Consider the following 19727-nt stretch of genomic DNA (forward strand, 5'->3'; position numbering starts at 1 on the left):
GGCTAATGCAAAGCGGGGTTTGCCCGGTGTGACGCCGCCCCCTAGAATGCCCCGATGCGCGATGATCTCTCCCTTCTGCTGAACTCCCTCAACGATGCCCAACGGCAGGCTGTAGCAGCCCCCGTGGGTCGTCAGTTGGTCCTGGCCGGTGCTGGCTCCGGTAAAACCCGAGTGCTGGTGCACCGTATCGCCTGGTTGATCCAGGTCGAAAACGCGTCGCCCCACTCCATTCTGTCGGTGACCTTCACCAACAAGGCCGCTGCCGAGATGCGTCACCGCATCGAGCAACTGATGGGTATCAACCCGGCCGGCATGTGGGTCGGCACCTTCCATGGCCTGGCGCACCGCTTGCTGCGGGCCCACTGGCAGGAAGCGGGCCTGAGCCAGACCTTTCAGATTCTCGACAGCGATGACCAGCAACGCTTGGTCAAGCGGGTGATCCGCGAGCTCGGCCTGGACGAACAACGCTGGCCGGCCCGTCAGGCCCAATGGTTCATCAACGGGCAAAAAGACGAAGGTCTGCGCCCGCAACACATTCAGGCCAGCGGCGACCTGTTCCTGGCGACCATGCGCAGCATCTATGAGGCCTACGAGGCGGCGTGCCTGCGTGCCGGTGTCATCGACTTCTCCGAACTGCTGCTGCGCGCCCTCGACCTGTGGCGCGACCACCCAGGCCTGCTGGCGCATTATCAGAAGCGCTTCCGGCACATCCTGGTGGACGAATTCCAGGACACCAACGCCGTGCAGTACGCCTGGCTGCGTCTGCTGGCCAAGGGTGGCGACAGCCTGATGGTGGTGGGCGATGACGACCAGTCGATCTACGGCTGGCGTGGCGCGAAAATCGAGAATATCTACCAGTATTCCGAAGATTTCCCGGACGCCGAAACCATCCGACTGGAGCAAAACTACCGCTCCACAGCCGGCATCCTGAAGGCCGCGAACGCCTTGATCGCCAATAACACCGGCCGCTTGGGCAAGGAGTTGTGGACCGACGGCGGCGACGGCGAGGCCATCAACCTGTATGCCGCGTTCAATGAACACGATGAAGCGCGCTATGTTGTCGAAACCATCGAAAGCGCGCTGAAAACCGGCCTGGCCCGCAGCGATATCGCGATTCTGTACCGCTCCAACGCCCAATCCCGGGTTTTGGAAGAAGCCTTGCTGCGCGAGCGCATTCCGTACCGCATCTACGGTGGCCAGCGCTTCTTTGAACGCGCGGAAATCAAAAACGCCATGGCCTACATGCGTTTGCTTGAAGGCCGTGGCAACGATGCCGCGCTGGAGAGGGTGATCAACGTACCGGCTCGCGGCATTGGCGAAAAAACCGTTGAAGCCATCCGCGAGCACGCGCGTCACAGCGATGTGTCGATGTGGGAAGCGATGCGCCAATTGGTGGCCAACAAAGGCCTGACCGGCCGCGCCGCCAGCGCATTAGGGGCATTCGTCGAGCTGATCGAGAACCTCGCCGCCAAGTGCATGGAGATGCCGCTGCACCTGATGACCCAGACCGTCATCGAGCAGTCGGGGCTGATTGCCTACCATGAAGCGGAAAAAGGCGAAAAAGGCCAGGCCCGGGTAGAAAACCTTGAGGAACTGGTCAGCGCCGCGCGCAACTTTGAAAACAGCGAAGAAGACGAGGACCTGACGCCACTGGCGGCATTCCTCGGCCACGCATCGCTGGAGGCCGGTGATACCCAGGCCGACGAGCACGAAGACAGCATTCAACTGATGACCCTGCACAGTGCCAAGGGCCTGGAATTCCCTTACGTGTTCCTGGTGGGCATGGAAGAAGGCCTGTTCCCGCACAAGATGAGCCTGGAAGAACCTGGCCGTCTTGAGGAAGAGCGGCGCCTGGCTTACGTCGGTATCACCCGCGCCATGCAAAACCTGGTGATGACCTACGCTGAAACCCGACGCTTGTACGGCAGCGAGACCTACAACAAGGTGTCGCGCTTCGTACGCGAAGTGCCGAAAGGCCTGATTCAGGAAGTACGGCTTTCCAACAGCGTCAGTCGACCGTTTGGTGGCAACCAGTCGATGAGCGGCGGCAGCCTGTTCAGCGGCAGCGAGATTCCGCAAACCGAATTCAGTCTCGGCCAGGCCGTACGGCACTCGGTGTTCGGCGATGGCGTGATCCTGAACTTCGAAGGCGCTGGCGCACAGGCGCGGGTCCAGGTGAATTTCAGCGAAGGCAGCAAATGGCTGATGCTTGGGTACGCCAAGCTGGAAGCGATTTAAAGCGCTTCCTGTAGGAGCCAGACTGCTGGCGATAGCGGCATCGGTCGATATTACTTTTGACTGAAGTCCGTCATCGCGAGCAGGCTCGCACACATGTTCTGCGTCTTTCCTACAGAACTTATCCACTCCTCCTACAGACCAAAGTTAACAGGCCTTATTGCCCTGATTGAAGCTGAACCCGACCTGTCAGGCAAAAGCCCGAAACACTCTGCCGCTAGCCAGTAACACTTCAGCTGTGCAACATGGCGCGCGTGCCTTCCACAAATGGGAATTCCCTCTATGAAACGTTTTCTTAGCATCGCCATGGCGTTGTGCATCGGCCTGACGATGAGTCTCGACGTCAATGCCGCCAAGCGCTTCGGTGGTGGCAAAAGCGCAGGCGCTGCGCCGACACACCAGACCAGCCAGATGGCTCCTTCTTCTCCAGGCATGGGCGGCGCTGCGGCAACCGCTGGTGCTGCCGGTGCCGCTGGCGCCGCTGCCAAGGCCGGCGGTGCTTCGCGCTGGCTCGGCCCATTGGCGGGCATCGCCGCCGGTGGCCTGCTGGCGTCCATGTTCATGGGCGACGGCTTCCAGGGCATGCAGATCTTCGACATCCTGATCATGGCGGTCATCGCGTTCCTGGTCTTCCGCTTCATCGCCGCCCGTCGTCGCAAGCAGCAGGAGCAATTCGCGCCGGCTGGCCACGCGCCGATGCAGCGTGAAGCTTTCGAACAGAAGCCTGCTGGCGGTTCGATCTTCGGTGGTTCGGCAGCACCTGTCGCCGCTCGTCCGGTAATCAATGCGCCAGCCTGGTTCAACGAACGCAACTTCATTGAAGCCGCACGCAACCACTTCCAGTCCCTGCAACAGCACTGGGACGCAAATGAAATGGACAAGATCGCCGAGTTCGTCACTCCGCAAATGCTGGAGTTCCTCAAGCGTGAACGTGCCGACCTGGGCGACGGCTTCCAGTCGACCTACATTGATAACCTCAATGTACAACTGGACGGTGTGGATGATCGCGCCGACAAGACCATCGCCACCCTGACCTTCAGCGGCGTGTCGAAAACCTCGCGTTTCGACCAGGGCGAAGTGTTCAGCGAAAGCTGGAACATGGAACGTCCACAGGGCGAAAACCAGCCTTGGCTGGTCGCAGGTATCCGCCAGAACGGCTGATTACCCTCCGCGCTTCACGTGCTGCAATAAAAACCCCGGCCTCGGCCGGGGTTTTCTATTTCGCGGTTGCATCTATAGCGAGCTACTGTATAAACCGCCCCATATAAACCGCGCCATACAAGCAAGAGGATCCCGGACGTGGAAGAAATCATCGAACAACTGCGTGAAGCCAACGAACCGGTACCGGTCCCCTTGGAATTGCCTGACGAAGACCTGCTGGTGGAAATCGAAGAACAACTGTTCATCGACATCCCGTTTGTCTTCAGAGAATTTTTGCTGACCGTCAGCGACGTGGTCTACGGCAGCCTGGAGCCGGTGACCGTCACCGACCCGCAATCGCACACCTACCTGCCAGACGTTGCCGCCAACGCCTGGGATGCCGGCGTCGATCGCAGCCTGATCCCGATCTGCCAGGACGGTGACGATTACTACTGCGTCGAAGAAGACGGCACCGTGGTGCTGTGGTCCGCCGAAGAAGAACTGGTGATGGAAGAAACCTGGGAATCGGTATGGCACTGGGCGCGGGACGTCTGGCTGGAAAGCTGAGTCAGCTGACGCCCCTGCGGGTCAATGCCCTGGCGAATCCTTGTGATTGTCCAGGGTATCGAGCAACGCCACCTGCATCCGCGTGTGGACGCGGATGAACCAGCGCCACAGCAGCGCCGCCACGGCGGCCGCGACCACGGCGATCAGCACCAGCAACTTGTTGGTCGGCAGAATACTGGCCGACAAGGCTGCCAACAGCAGGAAAATCACCAGCAGCGAGAGAATCGGGATCACTTCGGCGATCACCCGGCGTACTCGCTGCGTGTGACGCCCCGCCATCTCCGGCTTCACACCCATCTCCGCCAGCAGCATCGACAGCGCCTTGAGCTTGCGATACGCGGCTATCAGAAATGGCAGCGACACCAACAGCGCCCCGCCCCAAATCAAAGCCTTCTGCCAGCTCGGATCGCTGATCCAATCCTGCAGATAAGTGGAAATGCGTTCGGCGAAGTAAGCACCCGCGAAGAAGATCGCGATCACCAACGCCAGATTGACCCCCACTTGCAGCAAAATCCTCCGGATCATCGACGCCAGCAACGCGCCCTGGCCCTGCGGCTGGATGCTACGCAGCCATTCACCATACATGCCCAGTACGCGCCCGAGCCGCTGCGGCATCACTGCGGCCAACTTGATCGACAGCGGGTCGGCGGCCCGAATCAGATAAGGCGTTAACAGCGTGGTGATCACCGACACCGCCACCGCCACCGGATAAAGAAAATTGCTGGTGACCTGCAGGGTCATGCCCAGCGCAGCGATGATGAAAGAAAACTCGCCAATCTGTGAAAGACCCATCCCGACGCGCAGTGAGGTCCGTCCGTCATTGCCGGCGATAAACGCACCGAGCCCGCAGGACAACATCTTGCCGAGCACCACCGCCACAGTGATGACCGCAATCGGCCAGGCGTATTGCAGCAGGATCATCGGGTCGAGCATCAGCCCGATGGCAACAAAGAAAATCGCGCTGAACAAATCACGAACCGGCTCGATCAAGCGCTCGATTTTCAGCAACTGCCGGGATTCGGCCATGATTGCGCCAATCAGGAATGCGCCGAGCACCATGCTGTATTCGAGCTTGACCACCAGCAGGCAGAAGCCGAAACACAGGCCCAGCACCGTGATCAACAGCATTTCGTTGCTTTCGAATTTCGCCACATAAGACAGCAATCGCGGCACCAGCAAGATACCGATCACCAGTGCGACGATCATGAACAGCGAAAGCTTGCCGACCGTGGAAAACACTTCGCCTGAACTGACCGTGCCGCTGACCGCGATGCTCGACAGCAACGCGATGATGCCGATCCCGAGAATGTCTTCAACGATCAGCACACCAAAGATCAGCTGCGCAAAACGCTGGTTTTTCATCTTCAGATCGTTCAGCGCCTTGACGATGATGGTGGTCGAGGAGATCGCCAGGATTGCCCCCAGAAACAGCGAATCCATGGTGCTCCAGTCAAACCAGCGGCCTATTTCGTAGCCGATCCAGATCATCAGCACGATTTCCAGGAATGCCGCGATAAACGCCGTGGCGCCGACCTTGAACAGTTTGCGCAGGCTGAATTCCAGCCCCAGACAGAACATCAGAAAAATCACCCCGAGCTCCGCCAGGGTTTTGATGGTTTCTTCGTCATGGATCAGGCCGAATGGCGGGGTGTGCGGGCCAATAATGAAACCGGCAACGATGTAGCCCAGCACCACGGGCTGTTTGAAGCGATGGAAAAGAACGGTCACCACACCTGCGACCAACATGATCACTGCCAGGTCCTGAATAAAACTGATGGCATGCATGGTGTGAGGCTCCTTGGTGACATTGCTCGTGCACCGGGCGTGGGAAACGTCCGAGTGGACAGAATGAAAATCCGCTATCCGCGTAGGAATTTTGCCCCTATGGACGTGCTTTTGAAGGGTAACACCGGGACTTCTGGCAGAAAGGCGGTGCAATATATGGAAACAGATCGATCCGGCGTGACGGCGATCAAGCGTCCGGCGCCCCGATAACTGTTGGTTTGAAAAAACCGTCGAGGCACCCGTAGAGGTGCGTCCCCTCAAACCTTGCCTTGAACCGTGAGAACGCTATGGAACCCGGAAACGCCCAACTGTCGATGACAGTATTGATGACCCCCGACATGGCCAACTTCTCTGGCAATGTTCACGGCGGCACCTTGCTTAAGTACCTCGACGAAGTGGCCTACGCCTGCGCCAGCCGTTATGCCGGCCGCTACGTCGTGACCCTGTCGGTGGATCAGGTGATTTTCCGTGAGCCGATCCATGTCGGCGAACTGGTGACCTTCCTCGCTTCGGTCAACTACACCGGCAACACGTCCATGGAAGTGGGCATCAAGGTGGTGACCGAAAACATCCGCGAGCGCTCGGTGCGCCACACCAACAGCTGCTTCTTCACCATGGTCGCAGTGGATGACCAGCGAAAACCTGCCCCGGTGCCGCCACTGCAACCGCAAAACAGCGAAGACAAGCGCCGCTATATCCAGGCACAGCAACGCCGCCAGATTCGTCAGGAACTGGAAAAGCGCTATCAGGAAATCAAAGGCGACGCTTAAAGCAAAAGATCGCAGCCTGCGGCAGCATTCCTCTGTAAGAGATGCCGCAGGCTGCGATCTTTTTATCGTGACTCGCTTACAAGCTGATCGACGTCGCCTCGAACCTCACCCGCGGATGGGCAATCCGGTCCTGTGCCCGCACCAGTTCCAGCTCATAGCTGGCGCAGGCCTGGGTCTCCAGCAACACCTCGTGCACTGCCGACGCGGCGAATTCGAAAGCGGCCACCAGGCTATCGCCCAATAGCACACGCGCCAGGAACAACCCGGACGTCAGGTCACCAACGCCCACGGGTTGGCGTGGAAACGCCAGCATCGGCCGTTGCAGGTGCCAACTGCCCTCGGCTGTCACCAGCAGCATTTCGAAGACGTCGGGGGTTTTGCCCGGGTAGTCCAGATGCTTGACCAGCACGGCCTTCGGCCCGCGCGCCAGCAACGACCGCGCCATCGCCAGGCAATCAAACAGCGACTGCGGCTTGCGCCCTGAAAAGCTGTCGAGCTCCAGTTGGTTCGGGCACATGAGGTCAGCCACGGCGGCGGCTTCTTCCAGCAGAAAATCGCTGACTTCCGCAGGCACGCTGCAGCCCTTCTCCGGATGACCCATGACTGGATCACACAGGTACAGCGCTTTGGGGTTCATCGACTTGATCCTTGCCACACCCGTGAGAATCGCCCGGCCCTGGGCCGCGCTGCCGAGATAACCCGAGAGCACGGCGTCGCAATTGCCCAGTTCGCCAATCGCCGCGATGCCTTCGACCAGATCCGGGATCTGGTGCGGCGCCAGCACGTCGCCGGCCCACTGTCCATATTGCGTGTGGTTGGAGAACTGTACGGTGTTGAGCGGCCAGACGTTCACCCCGACCCGCTGCATCGGGAAAACCGCGGCACTGTTGCCGGCGTGACCGAACACCACGTGGGACTGGATAGCAAGCAGATGGGGCGTACGTTTCATGCGGTGAGTATCCGTAAAACGATTGAAATTCGAGCGGCGCAGTATGCGACTAAACGCAGCCTGTACGACAGACCGACGACACAGTTAAGCTGACACTATCTTGTTGGAGCACCCTGTTGATGCTGACCCTTGGAAATATTTTCGTGTTGATGCTGCTCGCCACCGCTGGCGCCTGGCTTTGGCACAACCACGGCTTGCGCGAGCGCGCACTGGAGCGGGTCAAGCAACATTGCAGCAACCTCGGGATCGAGCTGCTGGATGGCAATGTGGCGTTGAAAAAAATTGGCTTCATCAAGGATGCCAGTGGTCGGCGGCGCCTGGCCCGTGTGTATAACTTCGAATTCACCGTCACCGGCGAAACCCGGCATAACGGCACCATCACCCAGTTCGGCGCCCACAGTGCGCAGATCGAACTGGCGCCTTATCCGATGCCGTTTGACGACACGCCTCCGGTCGTCGATGTGGTCAAGCCCAGCGCGCAGGTGATCGAGCTGAACCATTGGCGGCAAGAGCACAACAAGTGGCGGCCGTGATCTTCAATTCAACCGACAGTTGGCCAGACCTCTCTGCAGCACTTCGAAGTCTTGCGGCGCGCTGAAAATCAATTCAATCCGCGAATCCTGACGCCATTCACTGGCTTGCCACGCCACCGCTGAACTATCCAGCGCGTTCGCCGATACCCAGCCTTGCTCACCGTGAACAACCAGCTTCGCACGCCGCCAGGAAAGGTTTTCGAGCCAGCGGCCGAGGAGCGCCGTGTCGAAGACCTGGCTCGGATGCCAGCGCCAGCCGATACTCCAGCCACCCTCCTGTTCCTGGCTTAAACAAATCGGCAGCGTCGGGTCGCTCCAGATTGCAGGAAGCTGCGCCAGACGCTTGGGCATCACAAAGTTATCCACACCCGCCACCGCTCGCGACGCAAGACCGGGCAGCTCACTCAAGGGTAGCGCGGCTTGTTGCGTCCAATACAGCGGACGCACCGGCAACATGGCACCTATGCGCTGGCGGTCCGCATCCTCAAGCCCTTCAGACTTGTTCATCAGCAACAGCCCCGCACTGTTCAGCGCCTCTTGTTGCGCCTCAGGCAGCGGCTTTCCTGCTGCGAGCGCTTGCGCGTCGAGTACCAGCACGCTGGCTTGCAGACTCAGCACGCCTTGCCATGGCGCCTCGCTCAGCTGCTTGAGCAACTGCACCGGATGTCCCAATCCCGAAGGCTCGATGAACAACCGGTCTGGCCGCGCCTTGCGCAGCAAACGGCCGAGCCCGACTTGAAACGGCGCGCCATTGACGCAACACAAACAGCCACCGGCCACTTCCCCCAGTGCGATACCATCGGCCTCCTGAGTCAGCAGCGCGGCGTCGATGCCAATCTGCCCGAACTCGTTGATCAACACCGCCCAGCGCTCACCGGCGGGACGTTGCGCCAGCAGGTGCTTGATCAGGCTGGTCTTGCCGGCGCCCAAAGGCCCGGCGATGACGTGAGTGGGAATGTTCTGCAACATGGTCGAAGGTTTCTGAGGAGGTCAGTATGCGGTGGATGGGAGTGTCGTTACTGCTGACGCTTGCGTGTGGTGAGGCGCTGGCACAGGCCTGCGTTGTCCACAGCCAGGCGGAACGCCTTGACGTCCAGGTCTGCCAGCAGAATCGCAACATCCCGGAAAAACTGTTCGCCGACGGCTTCTGCCAACCGAACCTGGCCGGGCAGAAGGTCGAGGTACGGTACGTCGACCATTGCCCCACTGGCGCGTTCGGCGTGTGCAGCAACGCGCAAGTTGCCAATATGCCTTACCGGCAGGATATTCACTATTACGGCGTGGCCACGGACGCGGCGTATTTGCAGCCGTATTGCGAAGGGCAAAGCCAGGGCACCTGGCTCAAGCCTTGAGTGGTTAGCTCAGCCAGTCGAGGGTGAGGATCAAACGACGCTCGCCGGGATCCAGATGCGGCGAGCGGTGAATCAGACCAAAGCCTTCATTGCCATGCCATTTTTCACCTTTGAGCAAGGCGACTTCGCCGCTGTCGATCTTCTGGATCAAGGTGTCATCCTGAGGTTCGGCGGCGGCTTGGCCCAGTTGACGACGGTCCATGGCGCCTTCCCTCAGCCATTCGCTGCCGAGCCCGGCGTAAGTGGTGATCAACCGTACGGGGACGTGATCGACGTGAAAGCGCGGGCACATGGCCTTGTCGAGAACCCTCAGGCGCACGCCGATTCGCCGGGCACCGAGCAGGCAGGCAAACGCGCTGACAAGCCAGGAAACGTCGGCGATGAACCCTTCGTAACCTTCAAGATCACTGAAGCCTGAGGCCAATCCATGGAGATTGGGTTCAGCTTCGTCGTCGGGCATTTCCAGGGATAGCGATTGCGCCAGCGGCTCGTTCAGCGACAGCAACAGAGTCGCGAAGTCAGCGATATGCAGCGGGAGTTGGCGATTCCAGACCGCAAGGTTCACGCCGTCATCGAGAATGCCACTCAGGGATGTTGGTGTTGTTCCCTGCTGCTGGCGGATCGACTTTCCGGACCGTCCCGCCGGGGTCAATGTCAGCATCAGGCAGCCTCTTCCTGCCAAGGGCCAAACGGGTCTGGAAGCAATCGCCAGCCTTCGACTCCCAGTGCCATTTCATCGTCTGTCAGCAGGCACTCATCGAGCGCTGCGGTGAGCAGTTTGAAGTCGATGTTCTGGCCGATGAACACCAGTTCCTGCCGGCAATCCCCCGTCTCGCGAGTCCAGTTTTCCATAATGCCGGCCGTGCTTTCCTCGTCCTGCGGCCACTGGTTCTTCGGCACAAAACGCCACCAGCGCCCAGCGAAACCATGACGCATCAAACCGCCGGCCTGAGACCAGCTACCGGCATCCATGTGCTTACTGGCCAGCCAGAAGAACCCCTTGGATCGCAGCAGCTTGCCATTGACCCACGGGCGGTCGATGAAACTGAAAAAACGTTGCGGATGGAAGGGACGACGCGCCCGATAAGCGCTGGAGGCAATGCCGTACTCGTCAGTTTCCGGTACATGTTCGCCGCGTAACTCGCGTAACCAGCCCGGCGCCTGAGCGGCTTTATCGAAGTTGAATCGACCTGTACTGAGGATCTTTTCGAGCGGTACTTCGCCCATGACCATTGGAATGATCTCCGCCTCGGCGTTGAGTCGCTCCAGGATCGCAATCAACTCCTGGCGATCGCGGCTACTGATGAGGTCGATCTTGCTGATCAGGATCACGTCAGCGAACTCCACTTGCTCGATCAGCAGGTCGGTAATCGCGCGTTCATCTTCTTCGCCCAAAGTCTCACCACGGGAAGCGAGGCTTTCGGCGGCCTGGTAGTCGCGCAAAAAATTCATGCCATCGACCACCGTGACCATGGTATCGAGCCGCGCGATATCCATAAGGCTTTGCCCGCTTTCGTCGCGGAACGTGAAGGTTTCCGCTACCGGCAGCGGCTCGGAGATGCCTGTGGACTCGATCAATAAATAATCAAAGCGCCCCTCGCTGGCAAGCTTGCTCACCTCTTCCAGCAAGTCTTCACGCAAGGTGCAGCAGATGCAGCCATTGCTCATTTCAACGAGTTTTTCTTCTGCGCGATTGAGGCTGACGTCGCGCTGGACCTCGCTACCGTCAATGTTGATTTCACTCATGTCATTGACGATCACCGCGACTCGAAGATTTTCTCTATTACGTAGTATGTAATTAAGAAGTGTACTTTTCCCGGCCCCTAAAAAGCCCGACAGCACGGTCACGGGTAAACGATTTGGCATCAGATGCTCCTCACGGGATGCCCGGTCAAAATGTCGGGCTTGATTTTATGTTATAGTATAACAACACAATCAAGCCACTCTCCTCTTGTCCAGAACGACCAAGGGCTGGATGCTGGAGCTCATTCCGTTCACGAGAAATCCCATGCGTAACGCCCTGAAACTCGCGCTGATGAGCCTTTCATTGCTGGGTGCTGCGGCAGTTCAGGCGCAAGTTCCAGCCTTGGCCAATTGCACCCGAAGCGCCAACTTGCTGGCATGCGTGGATGGCGAAGGCAATGCGTACAGCGTCAATACGGTCGGCAGCACAATCTACTTGCGGGGGTTCGAAGCCGCCGGGAAGCGTTACTGGGCGCAGACCAATAGTCGCTACGGCCAGCTGACGTTCTTCACGGGAATCGCATCCGACGGTGAAGCGTGGGTCGGTTACAACCGGCGTGTCGGCTGGACCACTATCAATCGGTTTTCCAGTTCCGGTGGCAGCAGCGCCAAATTCACCTGCAGCCGAATAACCGGTTGCTAACCTCGGGATTACAGGCGGGATCAGCTCGAGCGATTGCCATCCGGGCAAGATGAAAACCTGTTCATGAAAAAGCTATCGTGGAGCGCATTGTTATACTATAACATGCAAACTTATTTTCCATGATGGACCTGCTCATGAATGCGCTGACTCTGCCGGATATCGCCGCGCAGGCCTCACGCCAAGCCTTGCCACTTGAGTGGGTGGGGATGTGCGGCATTGCTCTTCCTGTTTTACTCGACGGCCAACGATTGAGCGCAACTGCCGATGCGGGAGTGAGTCTCGACGACGGAGAGGCACGCGGCATTCATATGTCGAGGCTCTATCTGGCGTTGGCAATGCTCGAGCAGGCAACACTTTCGCCGTCACTCCTACGACGGGTATTGCAGCGTTTTTTGGACAGTCATGAAGGCCTGGCGAGCAGCGCTTATCTAAAAATCCATACGAATCTACTGCTTAAACGGCCCGCCCTGATCAGCCCTCTAAGCGGATGGAAGACCTATCCCATCTCCATTGACGCGCGCTTGAAAAACTCGATGTTCCACGTGGAACTAAAAATCGAGTTTGCTTATTCCTCGACGTGCCCATGTTCAGCGGCATTATCTCGACAGCTAATCCAACAGCAATTTGTCGACGACTTCGCCAACAAGCCGCTGGAACACGCCGACGTCTTGGCTTGGCTGGGATCGACAAAAGGCATCGTTGCGACGCCTCACAGTCAACGCAGCACGGCGCAATTAAGCCTGCAGCTCGACGACTATCTGGACGAGCTGCCACTGATTGCACTGATCAATGACGCCGAAGCAGCTCTCGGCACTGCTGTGCAGACGGCCGTGAAGCGTGCAGACGAACAAGCCTTCGCCCTCGCCAATGGCCAGAACCTGATGTTCTGCGAAGACGCAGCCCGACGGTTGAACATCGCCCTGAAACGCTCTCCCGGCATCAACGGCTTTCACATTCGCGTTATCCACGCTGAAAGTTTGCATGCCCACGATGCTGTCGCTGAAAGTCGCTGGAACCGGGAGAACGCATGATCCACTGTCAGGCATTGCGTTGGGGTGCCCCGGGGCAACCGCTGACACCGCCCCTCGACATCGAACTGCAAGAAGGCCGTTTCACCGCGGTGATCGGTGCCAACGGCTCCGGTAAAAGCAGCCTGCTGAAAGTGATAGCCGGCCTGCAAAAACCTCTCTCCGGTAAAGTCGCACTCTCGGCACCGCGTAAAGGTGGGCTGTCGTTCCTGCCTCAGCAACAACATCTCGATCGCCAGTTTCCCATCAGCCTCCAGGAGTTGGTTGCCGCGGGTTTCTGGGGCAGCAAACAACCCTCGGAACAACGCCGCCAGCGACTTCGCGCCGTGCTGGAAGATTGGTGCCTGAGCGGTTTGGAGCAACGCCCATTGATGGCGTTGTCCGGTGGCGAATTGCAACGTGCCCTGCTTGCTCGATTAAGCCTCGCCGACGCTCCTTTGCTGTTGCTTGACGAACCTCACGCGGCGCTCGACGAGCTCGGCCAAGCGCTGCTGTGGAAGCACCTGCACGCGTGGCATGCCGAGGGCCGAACGCTGGTGGTGGTGTGTCATGACCTGGCGGCCGTGCGCCAACACATTGCGCAAACCCTGCTGATAAAAAGCAGCGGCTGCCTCTTTGGCGCGAGCACCGATCTCATCCGCCAACAACCATTTACGCAGGTGGCGTGATGCTCGCTGCCGCACAGCTTTGGCAACCGTTCCACGAGTTCGTGTTCATGCGCCGGGCGCTGATCGGCGGATTGCTCCTGGCCTGCAGCACAGCACCGCTAGGGGTGTTTTTAATTCTGCGACGCATGAGCCTGATCGGAGACGCCGTCGCTCACGGCATCCTGCCGGGTGCCGCACTCGGGTTCTGGTTCGCCGGTTTGAGTCTCCCCGCATTGACGGTCGGCGGTCTCGGCGCCGGCCTCGGTATGGCTGGACTGGCAGCCTGGATCACTCGCCGAACCGGCCTGCGGGAAGATGCGAGCCTCGCCGCGATCTATCCAATTTCCCTCGCCAGCGGTGTGCTGATTCTCGGCCTGGCGGGCAAACGCCTGGACCTGTTGCACCTGCTGTTCGGTTCGGCCCTGGCGGTCGATGGCCCCACCTTGACCGGGATGCTATGGGTCTCGGCGATGAGTTTGATCGCCATGCTGCTGATCTACCGTCCCTTGTTGCTGGACACCCTTGATCCACTTTTCCTGCGCACCGTCAGCCGCCTCGGTCCTCTGGCCCATGGCGTATTCCTGACTCTCGTGGTGTTGAATCTGGTGATTGGATTCCAGGCCATCGGTGCCTTGATGGTGGTCGGTTTGATGATGTTGCCCGCCGCAGCTTCGCGCTTCTGGAGTCGCCGGCTACCGGCCCTGATGGCCATCGCAGCCGTGTTTGGCTGCCTCTCGGTATGGCTGGGACTGCTGCTGTCGTTTGACTACTCACTACCCAGTGGCCCGGCCATCGTGCTGGTGGCTGGCGGTTTCTACCTGCTGTCGGTGGTGTTCGGGCCCGTACACGGTCTGCTGCATCGCCCACCTTTGCTCACATCCCAATGAGGTGTTACCCGATGCGCGCTTTACTCGTGCTGTTCAGTTTGATGATGTCGATGTCACTGTCTGCTGCGGAAAAACTTCAGGTGGTCACCAGTTTCAGCATCCTCGCCGACATGACCCAACACGTAGGCGGTGAGCACATCCAGATCACCAACATGGTCGGCCCCGACGCCGATGCGCACACCTACGAGCCGACGCCAAACGATGCCCAGGCACTGCTCAAGGCCAAGCTCATCATCAAGAATGGTCTGGGTTTCGAGCCATGGCTGGATCGTCTGGTGGCAAGCAGCGAGGCCAAGGCACCGGTCATCACCGCCAGTCGAGGTGTCATCCCACGGGATCTGGATGAGGACGGCGAGACCGTTCCCGACCCACATGCCTGGCACAACCTGGCGAACGCCGAGTTGTACGTCGCCAACATCACCAAAGCGCTGATTGCCGCAGACCCTGCGCACAAGGCCGACTACCAACGCAACAGCACCGCCTATCTCAAGCAGATCTACACGCTGCTTGCCGAAGCCAAAGCCAAACTCGGCGCGCTACCTCCGGGCAACCGCAAGATCGTGACCTCCCACGATGCCTTTGGTTACCTCGGCCAGGCCTATGGGATCGACTTCATGGCGCCTCAGGGTTTGTCGACCGAGCGAGAGCCTTCAGCCGCCGATGTCGCTGCGCTGATCACACAGATTCGCCAGGCCAAGGTCAAAGCCGTGTTCATGGAGAACATCAAAGATGCGCGCCTGCTCAAACAGATCGCCGACGAAAGCGGCGCACGGATTGGCGGCACGCTGTACTCCGATGCGCTCGCGGCAACGGGCCCGGCGAGTACGTTTACCGGACTGTTCGAATACAACCTCAACACCCTCTACAACGCGTTGAGCAAACCATGATTCGCCGGTAAGCATCCGCGCCTCGGAGTTTTCCGAGGACGTGGCGCGCACCAACGTCGACCTGATGCGCGGTTACAAAGCCCTGCAAAACGAGTTTTAAGACAATCGACAAACGTCTACATGACAGCGAACAGGGTTTGGTCTTATGGTTTATCCGCTAGCGCGTGTGATCGAAGCAGTCGAGAACAATAACTATGATCCAGATCACCCTGCCCGATGGTTCATTGCGTGAGTACGACCAACCCCTGACCGTTCATGAAATCGCCGCGAGTATTGGCCTGGGGCTGGCCAGTGCAGCGGTGGCAGGACGCGTCAACGGCGTGTTGGTGGATTGCGAATTCATGGTCGGGGCCGATGCCCGGGTCAGCATTGTGACGCCGCAGGAGCCAGACGGCCTGGAGATCCTGCGCCGGTCCTGCACGCTGATGCTGGCGATGGCCGTCAAACAACTTCATCCGCATGCACAAATGCGCGTGGGCTCACCGCTGGGTGACGGGTTCTTTTGCGAGTTCGCTGTCGAGCGAGCCTTGGCCGCGACCGACCTGCCGCTGATTGAAGCACGCATGCAATCTCTGGCAGCGACCAACCACTCGATCCGTCGCCGTCTGACCACGGCCACGGCCACAGAAAATCTCTCGCTCTATCGTCTCGGTGACACCGAATACTGGACCACCGGTCCACATGTTCCCACTACCAAGGTCTTGCAGGCATTCGCCCTGGATCACATCAGCGGCACCTTGCAACAACGGGTCTATGGGACGTGCTGGTCCAGCCACCAGGAGCTGCAGTATTGGCGCCTGCCGGCCCATGTCATGGTTGTCAGCATGGATGATCGCCAGACCACCTACGCCCACGCCGTCACCGAGACGTTACGCCGTGGCGGCGTTCGCGCCCTGGCGGACCTGCGCAACGAAAAGGTCCGCTACAAGATACGCCAGCACAGTCAAACCGTGCCGTATCTGGTGGTGGTTGGGGAGCAGGAAAAGGCTGGCGGTTTCGTCACAGTGCGCAGTAACAGCGGCGAGGATTTCGGCAGGATGCAGGTTGACGCGGTGTGCCAGTGGTTAAGTCAGCCCGGGATTGCCGGGGTCTGAACGGACGCGTTCGGTGGCAAGTCGGCAATTCGTCTTGCCACCGAAGCATTTCATCAGGCTCGTGGTTTGACCGTGCCGCAATCCTGACCCAGCCATACGGCGCGAGTATCGAGGCTACCCTTCTGCTGAATACCGGTGGCGTTGAATGTGCCGTTGACCTTGGTGGTGAACTCACGGTCACTGAGGAACGTGGCGACACCCGCACCCTGTGCTTTCGGACAGCTGAAACGGAATTTCCACTGATTGCCGGTGCGCTCGGTGATTTCCTGTTTGCAGCCCGATTGTGGATCGGTCAGCGGAATATTGTCGCTCTTGACCTGCTCCGGCGTCAGGCAGGCGCGAATACCTTTGCCACCCATGGTGATGCCCTGTTTTTCCAGCTGCGCGCGCTGTTCAGGGGTCATCTGGCTTTGTATCTGACCAAGGATCAGTTGCAGATCCGGCAGGTTCTGGTCATCGACCTTCATGTTGCTCGAGGTCAATTCCCACAAACCCGGCTGCAGCATCTGCGCCTGAGCGGCCACAGGAAGTGCCAAACCCAGCGTAATGGCCAAACCCAGCAGACGAACATTCATCGTGTAACTCCTGATCAGTAATGGCCGTTAGACGTCAGCCGCAAGCTTCGGTTCATGGTCCAATTAAATAGCGACATTCTGCCCGGAACATGGTCTGTTAAGCATTGAATCTTCAGGAGCAAGGCTGCCCCCAATGGATTATTTCGGACCGCATATTTTCGGCTACACCATCGCTTTGCTGCATTCCCTGGGCACGATCGCAGCCATCCATGCCGTGTTGACCGTTCGAACTGCCCAAGGCTCGATCGCCTGGGCACTGTCACTGGTCTTCATGCCTTACCTGACACTCATCCCCTATCTGGTGTTCGGCCGCAGTACCTTCGACGGTTACATCAAGGCACGGCGCCAGGCCAACGAAGAAATGCGCAAGGCCATCTCAGAGCTCAACTGGCGCCCCTGGGTAGAGGAAGCGCTCACCGCTCGCGCTTCCACCGCTTACGCGTCACTAAGGGCCATGCCGAAGCTCGGGCACATGCCTTGTCTGGCCAACAACGAGGTGCGGCTGTTGATTAACGGCCGGGCAACTTTCGATGCGATTTTCAATGCCATCGACCAAGCAAAAGAAGCCGTGCTGATTCAGTTTTTTATCCTTCACGACGATCGCCTCGGTCAGCGCCTGCATAAATTGTTGCTGGAAAAAGCCGCCGAAGGCGTCTCGATTTACCTTCTCTACGATCAAATCGGCAGCCACTCCCTGCCCCACAGCTATGTACAGTCGTTGCGCGACGGCGGTGTCGAGGTCAAAGCCTTCGCCACCCGCAGCGGCTGGCTGAATCGCTTCCAGGTCAACTTCCGTAATCACCGCAAGATTGTGGTGGTCGACGGCATGCTCGGCTTCGTGGGCGGGCACAACGTGGGGGATGAGTACATGGGGGAGAAACCACCCCTGGCGCCGTGGCGCGATACCCATGTGCAGGTGCGCGGTCCGGTGGTGGCCTGCATGCAGGAATCCTTCGCCGAGGACTGGTTCTGGGCCGCCCGTTCTTTACCGCCATTGATCCTGCCAGACGTGTACCCGGACGATGGCGTATTGTGCCAACTGCTCGCCAGCGGCCCGGCGGATCCGTACGAGACCTGTTCGTTATTTTTCGTCGAAGCCATATACGCGGCAACCGAACGAGTGTGGATCACCACCCCGTATTTCATTCCCGACGAAGCAGTGTTCGCGGCCATGCGCCTTGCGGTATTGCGTGGGGTGGATGTACGGATTCTGCTGCCGTCGCGGCCCGACCATCGAATCGTCTACGCCGCCTCCAGCCTCTATGCCTTCGAGGCTGTGCGGGCCGGGGTACGGGTTTTCCGCTACGAGCCTGGATTCCTGCATCAGAAAGTCGTGTTGATCGACAACGAAATCAGCGCCATAGGCAGCGCCAACATGGATAACCGCTCGTTCCGTTTGAATTTCGAAGTGATGTTGCTGACGGTCGACAGCACATTCGCCGCCGAGGTGGAACAGATGCTCAACGACGACTTTGCCCAGGCCCACGAAATTGCCAAAGAAGAAGGCCGGGAGACCCGCCGCCTGCAACAGCTCGGCATGCGGGTCGCCCGGCTCATTTCACCCATTCTTTAAGGGTTGTAAATATCGTCACGCGTCCATGGCAGTTCATGACTGCCATCGGCATGGGCCTTCACCGCGAGAATCTGGTGCAGGTTGATCCAGCCTCGGGCGAAGGCGTAGGCACATCCGGCCAGGTACAAACGCCAGATGCGCAGCGCCTGTTCCGGCACCAATTTGCCTGCGGCTTCAAGGTTGTCCTCCAGGCGTTCGCTCCAGTGGTCCAGCGTGCGCGCGTAATGCAGGCGCAGGCTCTCGACATCGACGATTTCCAGACCTGCTTCACTGATCTCGGCAGAGATCATCGACAGGTGCGGCAACTCGCCGTTGGGGAACACATACTTCTCGATGAAATCACCGGCACCACGCCCCACCGGACGTCCATCGGTGTGTTTGGCGGTGATACCGTGGTTCATCACCAGGCCGCCCTCTTTCACCGCGCCGAACAGGGTTTTGCAGTACTCGGCCAGGTTGGCGTGACCCACGTGTTCGAACATGCCAACGCTGACGACTTTATCGAATCGACCGTCCTGCGGCAGATCGCGGTAATCGAGCAATTGCAGTTCGACCAAGTCCTCCAGACCTTCAGCCTTGACCCGCTCTCTCGCCAGCGCCAGTTGTTCCTTGCTGAGCGTGATACCAAACACCTTCGCCCCGAACTCGCGGGCCGCATAGCGCGCCAACCCCCCCCAACCGCAGCCGACATCCAGAAGATACTCGCCGGGTTGCAGGCGCAGCTTGCGGCACAAATGGCGGAATTTTGCCTGTTGAGCCTGCTCCAGGGTTTCGCTGCCGGTTTCGAAGTAAGCGCAGGAATACGCCATGTCGCTGTCGAGCCACAGCTGATAAAACGCGTTAGAGAGGTCGTAATGGTAGGAGATTGCCTTGGCGTCAGTTTCTTTGTCGTGGACGGTGCGCACAGGCTGACTGTCGTCGCCCTCATTGAGCAACGCCTGGCTCCATTCATCGCAGACGCGGATCACGTCACTGATAGAGCCTTCCAGCTCCAGTTTGCCTTCGACGAACGCTGCTCCGAGCGCGTCCAGGCTGGGATGGGTGAACTGGGTAACCATTTGTGGGTCCTTGACCACAATCGTGACGCTGGGCGTTGGCCCCAGATTGAATTCATGGCCATCCCAGAGTCGCAGGCGTAGCGGTAACTGCAGATTCTGTAAGGCCGGTGGAAGTTGCGCGAGCATGGAGAATCCCCCTTGTTTCAGACGTCTGATCAGAGGTTAGACCATCTTGGAAAAATAGCAGGCTAACGAATTCATAGCCGTTTTCTATGATTCGCGTCGCCAACTCACACACGCCTCGAATACACAGAATGCCGT

General features: G+C 59.0%; 20 protein-coding genes and 1 pseudogene. 14 read left to right on the top strand and 7 right to left on the bottom strand.

Going from position 1 to position 19727, the window contains the following annotated elements; translation table 11 throughout:
• The first annotated feature begins 54 nt into the window (after positions 1-54).
• The 3 genes from uvrD to M5G20_RS17590 all read left to right on the top strand — a co-directional run bounded on the left by uvrD (position 55) and on the right by M5G20_RS17590 (position 3942).
• On the top strand, positions 55-2238 hold the full coding sequence (gene uvrD / locus M5G20_RS17580; RefSeq protein WP_150735871.1) for a DNA helicase II: 2184 nt from the start codon (positions 55-57) through the stop codon (positions 2236-2238).
• 279 nt (positions 2239-2517) lie between these two features.
• A complete protein-coding gene (locus M5G20_RS17585; RefSeq protein ID WP_075947044.1) occupies positions 2518-3396 on the top strand; it encodes a Tim44 domain-containing protein in 879 nt (292 codons plus the stop codon).
• Between the two features lie 138 nt (positions 3397-3534).
• The gene (locus M5G20_RS17590; RefSeq protein ID WP_150735873.1) at positions 3535-3942 is read left to right on the top strand and encodes an SMI1/KNR4 family protein; all 408 of its coding nucleotides are present in this window, start codon (positions 3535-3537) and stop codon (positions 3940-3942) included.
• Positions 3943-3963: 21 nt separating this feature from the next.
• Here the strand turns inward: M5G20_RS17590 and M5G20_RS17595 are convergent, their stop codons facing one another.
• Positions 3964-5727 carry a cation:proton antiporter gene (locus M5G20_RS17595; protein WP_273920137.1) on the bottom strand — a complete coding sequence of 588 codons (1764 nt, stop codon included), beginning with the start codon at positions 5725-5727 and terminating at the stop codon, positions 3964-3966.
• 287 nt (positions 5728-6014) lie between these two features.
• Between M5G20_RS17595 and M5G20_RS17600 the strand changes: the two genes are divergently transcribed.
• Positions 6015-6497 carry an acyl-CoA thioesterase gene (locus M5G20_RS17600; protein WP_083349923.1) on the top strand — a complete coding sequence of 161 codons (483 nt, stop codon included), beginning with the start codon at positions 6015-6017 and terminating at the stop codon, positions 6495-6497.
• Between the two features lie 76 nt (positions 6498-6573).
• Here M5G20_RS17600 and pdxY read toward each other — a convergent pair whose 3' ends face one another.
• Complete coding sequence (pdxY, locus tag M5G20_RS17605) at positions 6574-7446, bottom strand: pyridoxal kinase PdxY (RefSeq protein WP_273920139.1); 873 nt, start codon at positions 7444-7446, stop codon at positions 6574-6576.
• A 119-nt stretch (positions 7447-7565) separates the two neighbouring features.
• Between pdxY and M5G20_RS17610 the strand changes: the two genes are divergently transcribed.
• On the top strand, positions 7566-7979 hold the full coding sequence (locus tag M5G20_RS17610) for a DUF3301 domain-containing protein (RefSeq protein ID WP_150735875.1): 414 nt from the start codon (positions 7566-7568) through the stop codon (positions 7977-7979).
• 3 nt (positions 7980-7982) lie between these two features.
• On the opposite strand, the gene M5G20_RS17615 is transcribed toward M5G20_RS17610, so the two are convergent.
• The gene (locus M5G20_RS17615; RefSeq protein WP_273920140.1) at positions 7983-8948 is read right to left on the bottom strand and encodes a CobW family GTP-binding protein; all 966 of its coding nucleotides are present in this window, start codon (positions 8946-8948) and stop codon (positions 7983-7985) included.
• 26 nt (positions 8949-8974) lie between these two features.
• Between M5G20_RS17615 and M5G20_RS17620 the strand changes: the two genes are divergently transcribed.
• A complete protein-coding gene (locus M5G20_RS17620; RefSeq protein ID WP_075947036.1) occupies positions 8975-9331 on the top strand; it encodes an NADH:ubiquinone oxidoreductase in 357 nt (118 codons plus the stop codon).
• Positions 9332-9335: 4 nt separating this feature from the next.
• Here M5G20_RS17620 and M5G20_RS17625 read toward each other — a convergent pair whose 3' ends face one another.
• Both M5G20_RS17625 and zigA read right to left on the bottom strand, forming a co-directional pair.
• A complete protein-coding gene (locus M5G20_RS17625; RefSeq protein ID WP_273920141.1) occupies positions 9336-9992 on the bottom strand; it encodes a DUF1826 domain-containing protein in 657 nt (218 codons plus the stop codon).
• The gene (zigA, locus tag M5G20_RS17630; RefSeq protein ID WP_273920142.1) at positions 9992-11197 is read right to left on the bottom strand and encodes a zinc metallochaperone GTPase ZigA; all 1206 of its coding nucleotides are present in this window, start codon (positions 11195-11197) and stop codon (positions 9992-9994) included. The genes M5G20_RS17625 and zigA overlap by 1 nt, the downstream gene beginning before the upstream one ends.
• Before the next feature lie 142 nt (positions 11198-11339).
• Between zigA and M5G20_RS17635 the strand changes: the two genes are divergently transcribed.
• The 7 genes and pseudogenes from M5G20_RS17635 (at position 11340) to M5G20_RS17665 (ending at position 16260) form a co-directional block, all read left to right on the top strand.
• Positions 11340-11717 (top strand): glutamine synthetase, encoded by a 378-nt coding sequence (locus M5G20_RS17635; protein ID WP_273920143.1) that lies wholly within the window; start codon positions 11340-11342, stop codon positions 11715-11717.
• A gap of 134 nt (positions 11718-11851) precedes the next feature.
• Positions 11852-12748 carry a GTP cyclohydrolase FolE2 gene (gene folE2 / locus M5G20_RS17640; protein ID WP_273920144.1) on the top strand — a complete coding sequence of 299 codons (897 nt, stop codon included), beginning with the start codon at positions 11852-11854 and terminating at the stop codon, positions 12746-12748.
• Positions 12745-13413: a metal ABC transporter ATP-binding protein gene (locus tag M5G20_RS17645; RefSeq protein ID WP_273920146.1), complete on the top strand. Its 669-nt coding sequence runs from the start codon at positions 12745-12747 to the stop codon at positions 13411-13413. Before folE2 ends, M5G20_RS17645 begins: the two co-directional genes overlap by 4 nt.
• Positions 13413-14279, top strand: coding sequence for a metal ABC transporter permease (locus M5G20_RS17650; RefSeq protein ID WP_273920147.1), 867 nt, complete (start codon positions 13413-13415; stop codon positions 14277-14279). Before M5G20_RS17645 ends, M5G20_RS17650 begins: the two co-directional genes overlap by 1 nt.
• 11 nt (positions 14280-14290) lie before the next feature.
• A complete protein-coding gene (locus M5G20_RS17655) occupies positions 14291-15166 on the top strand; it encodes a metal ABC transporter substrate-binding protein (protein ID WP_273920148.1) in 876 nt (291 codons plus the stop codon).
• A gap of 7 nt (positions 15167-15173) precedes the next feature.
• Positions 15174-15266, top strand: a pseudogene (locus tag M5G20_RS17660) (carbonate dehydratase); the annotation flags it as partial.
• Positions 15267-15360: 94 nt separating this feature from the next.
• Positions 15361-16260, top strand: coding sequence for a His/Gly/Thr/Pro-type tRNA ligase C-terminal domain-containing protein (locus tag M5G20_RS17665; protein ID WP_273920149.1), 900 nt, complete (start codon positions 15361-15363; stop codon positions 16258-16260).
• A gap of 53 nt (positions 16261-16313) precedes the next feature.
• On the opposite strand, the gene M5G20_RS17670 is transcribed toward M5G20_RS17665, so the two are convergent.
• The gene (locus tag M5G20_RS17670) at positions 16314-16835 is read right to left on the bottom strand and encodes a DUF3617 domain-containing protein (protein ID WP_150704996.1); all 522 of its coding nucleotides are present in this window, start codon (positions 16833-16835) and stop codon (positions 16314-16316) included.
• A 133-nt stretch (positions 16836-16968) separates the two neighbouring features.
• Here M5G20_RS17670 and cls point away from each other — a divergent pair, with 133 nt between their 5' ends.
• The gene (cls, locus tag M5G20_RS17675) at positions 16969-18408 is read left to right on the top strand and encodes a cardiolipin synthase (RefSeq protein ID WP_273920150.1); all 1440 of its coding nucleotides are present in this window, start codon (positions 16969-16971) and stop codon (positions 18406-18408) included.
• On the opposite strand, the gene cfaB is transcribed toward cls, so the two are convergent.
• Entirely contained in the window at positions 18405-19592 is a 1188-nt protein-coding gene (cfaB, locus tag M5G20_RS17680; protein ID WP_273920151.1) for a C17 cyclopropane fatty acid synthase CfaB, read from the bottom strand. The two genes, cls and cfaB, sit on opposite strands and share 4 nt — an antisense overlap.
• Between the last annotated feature and the right edge of the window lie 135 nt (positions 19593-19727).

It is taken from the genome of Pseudomonas sp. TNT2022 ID1044 (genome assembly GCF_028656895.1).
GTDB classification, from domain to species: domain Bacteria; phylum Pseudomonadota; class Gammaproteobacteria; order Pseudomonadales; family Pseudomonadaceae; genus Aquipseudomonas; species Aquipseudomonas reinekei.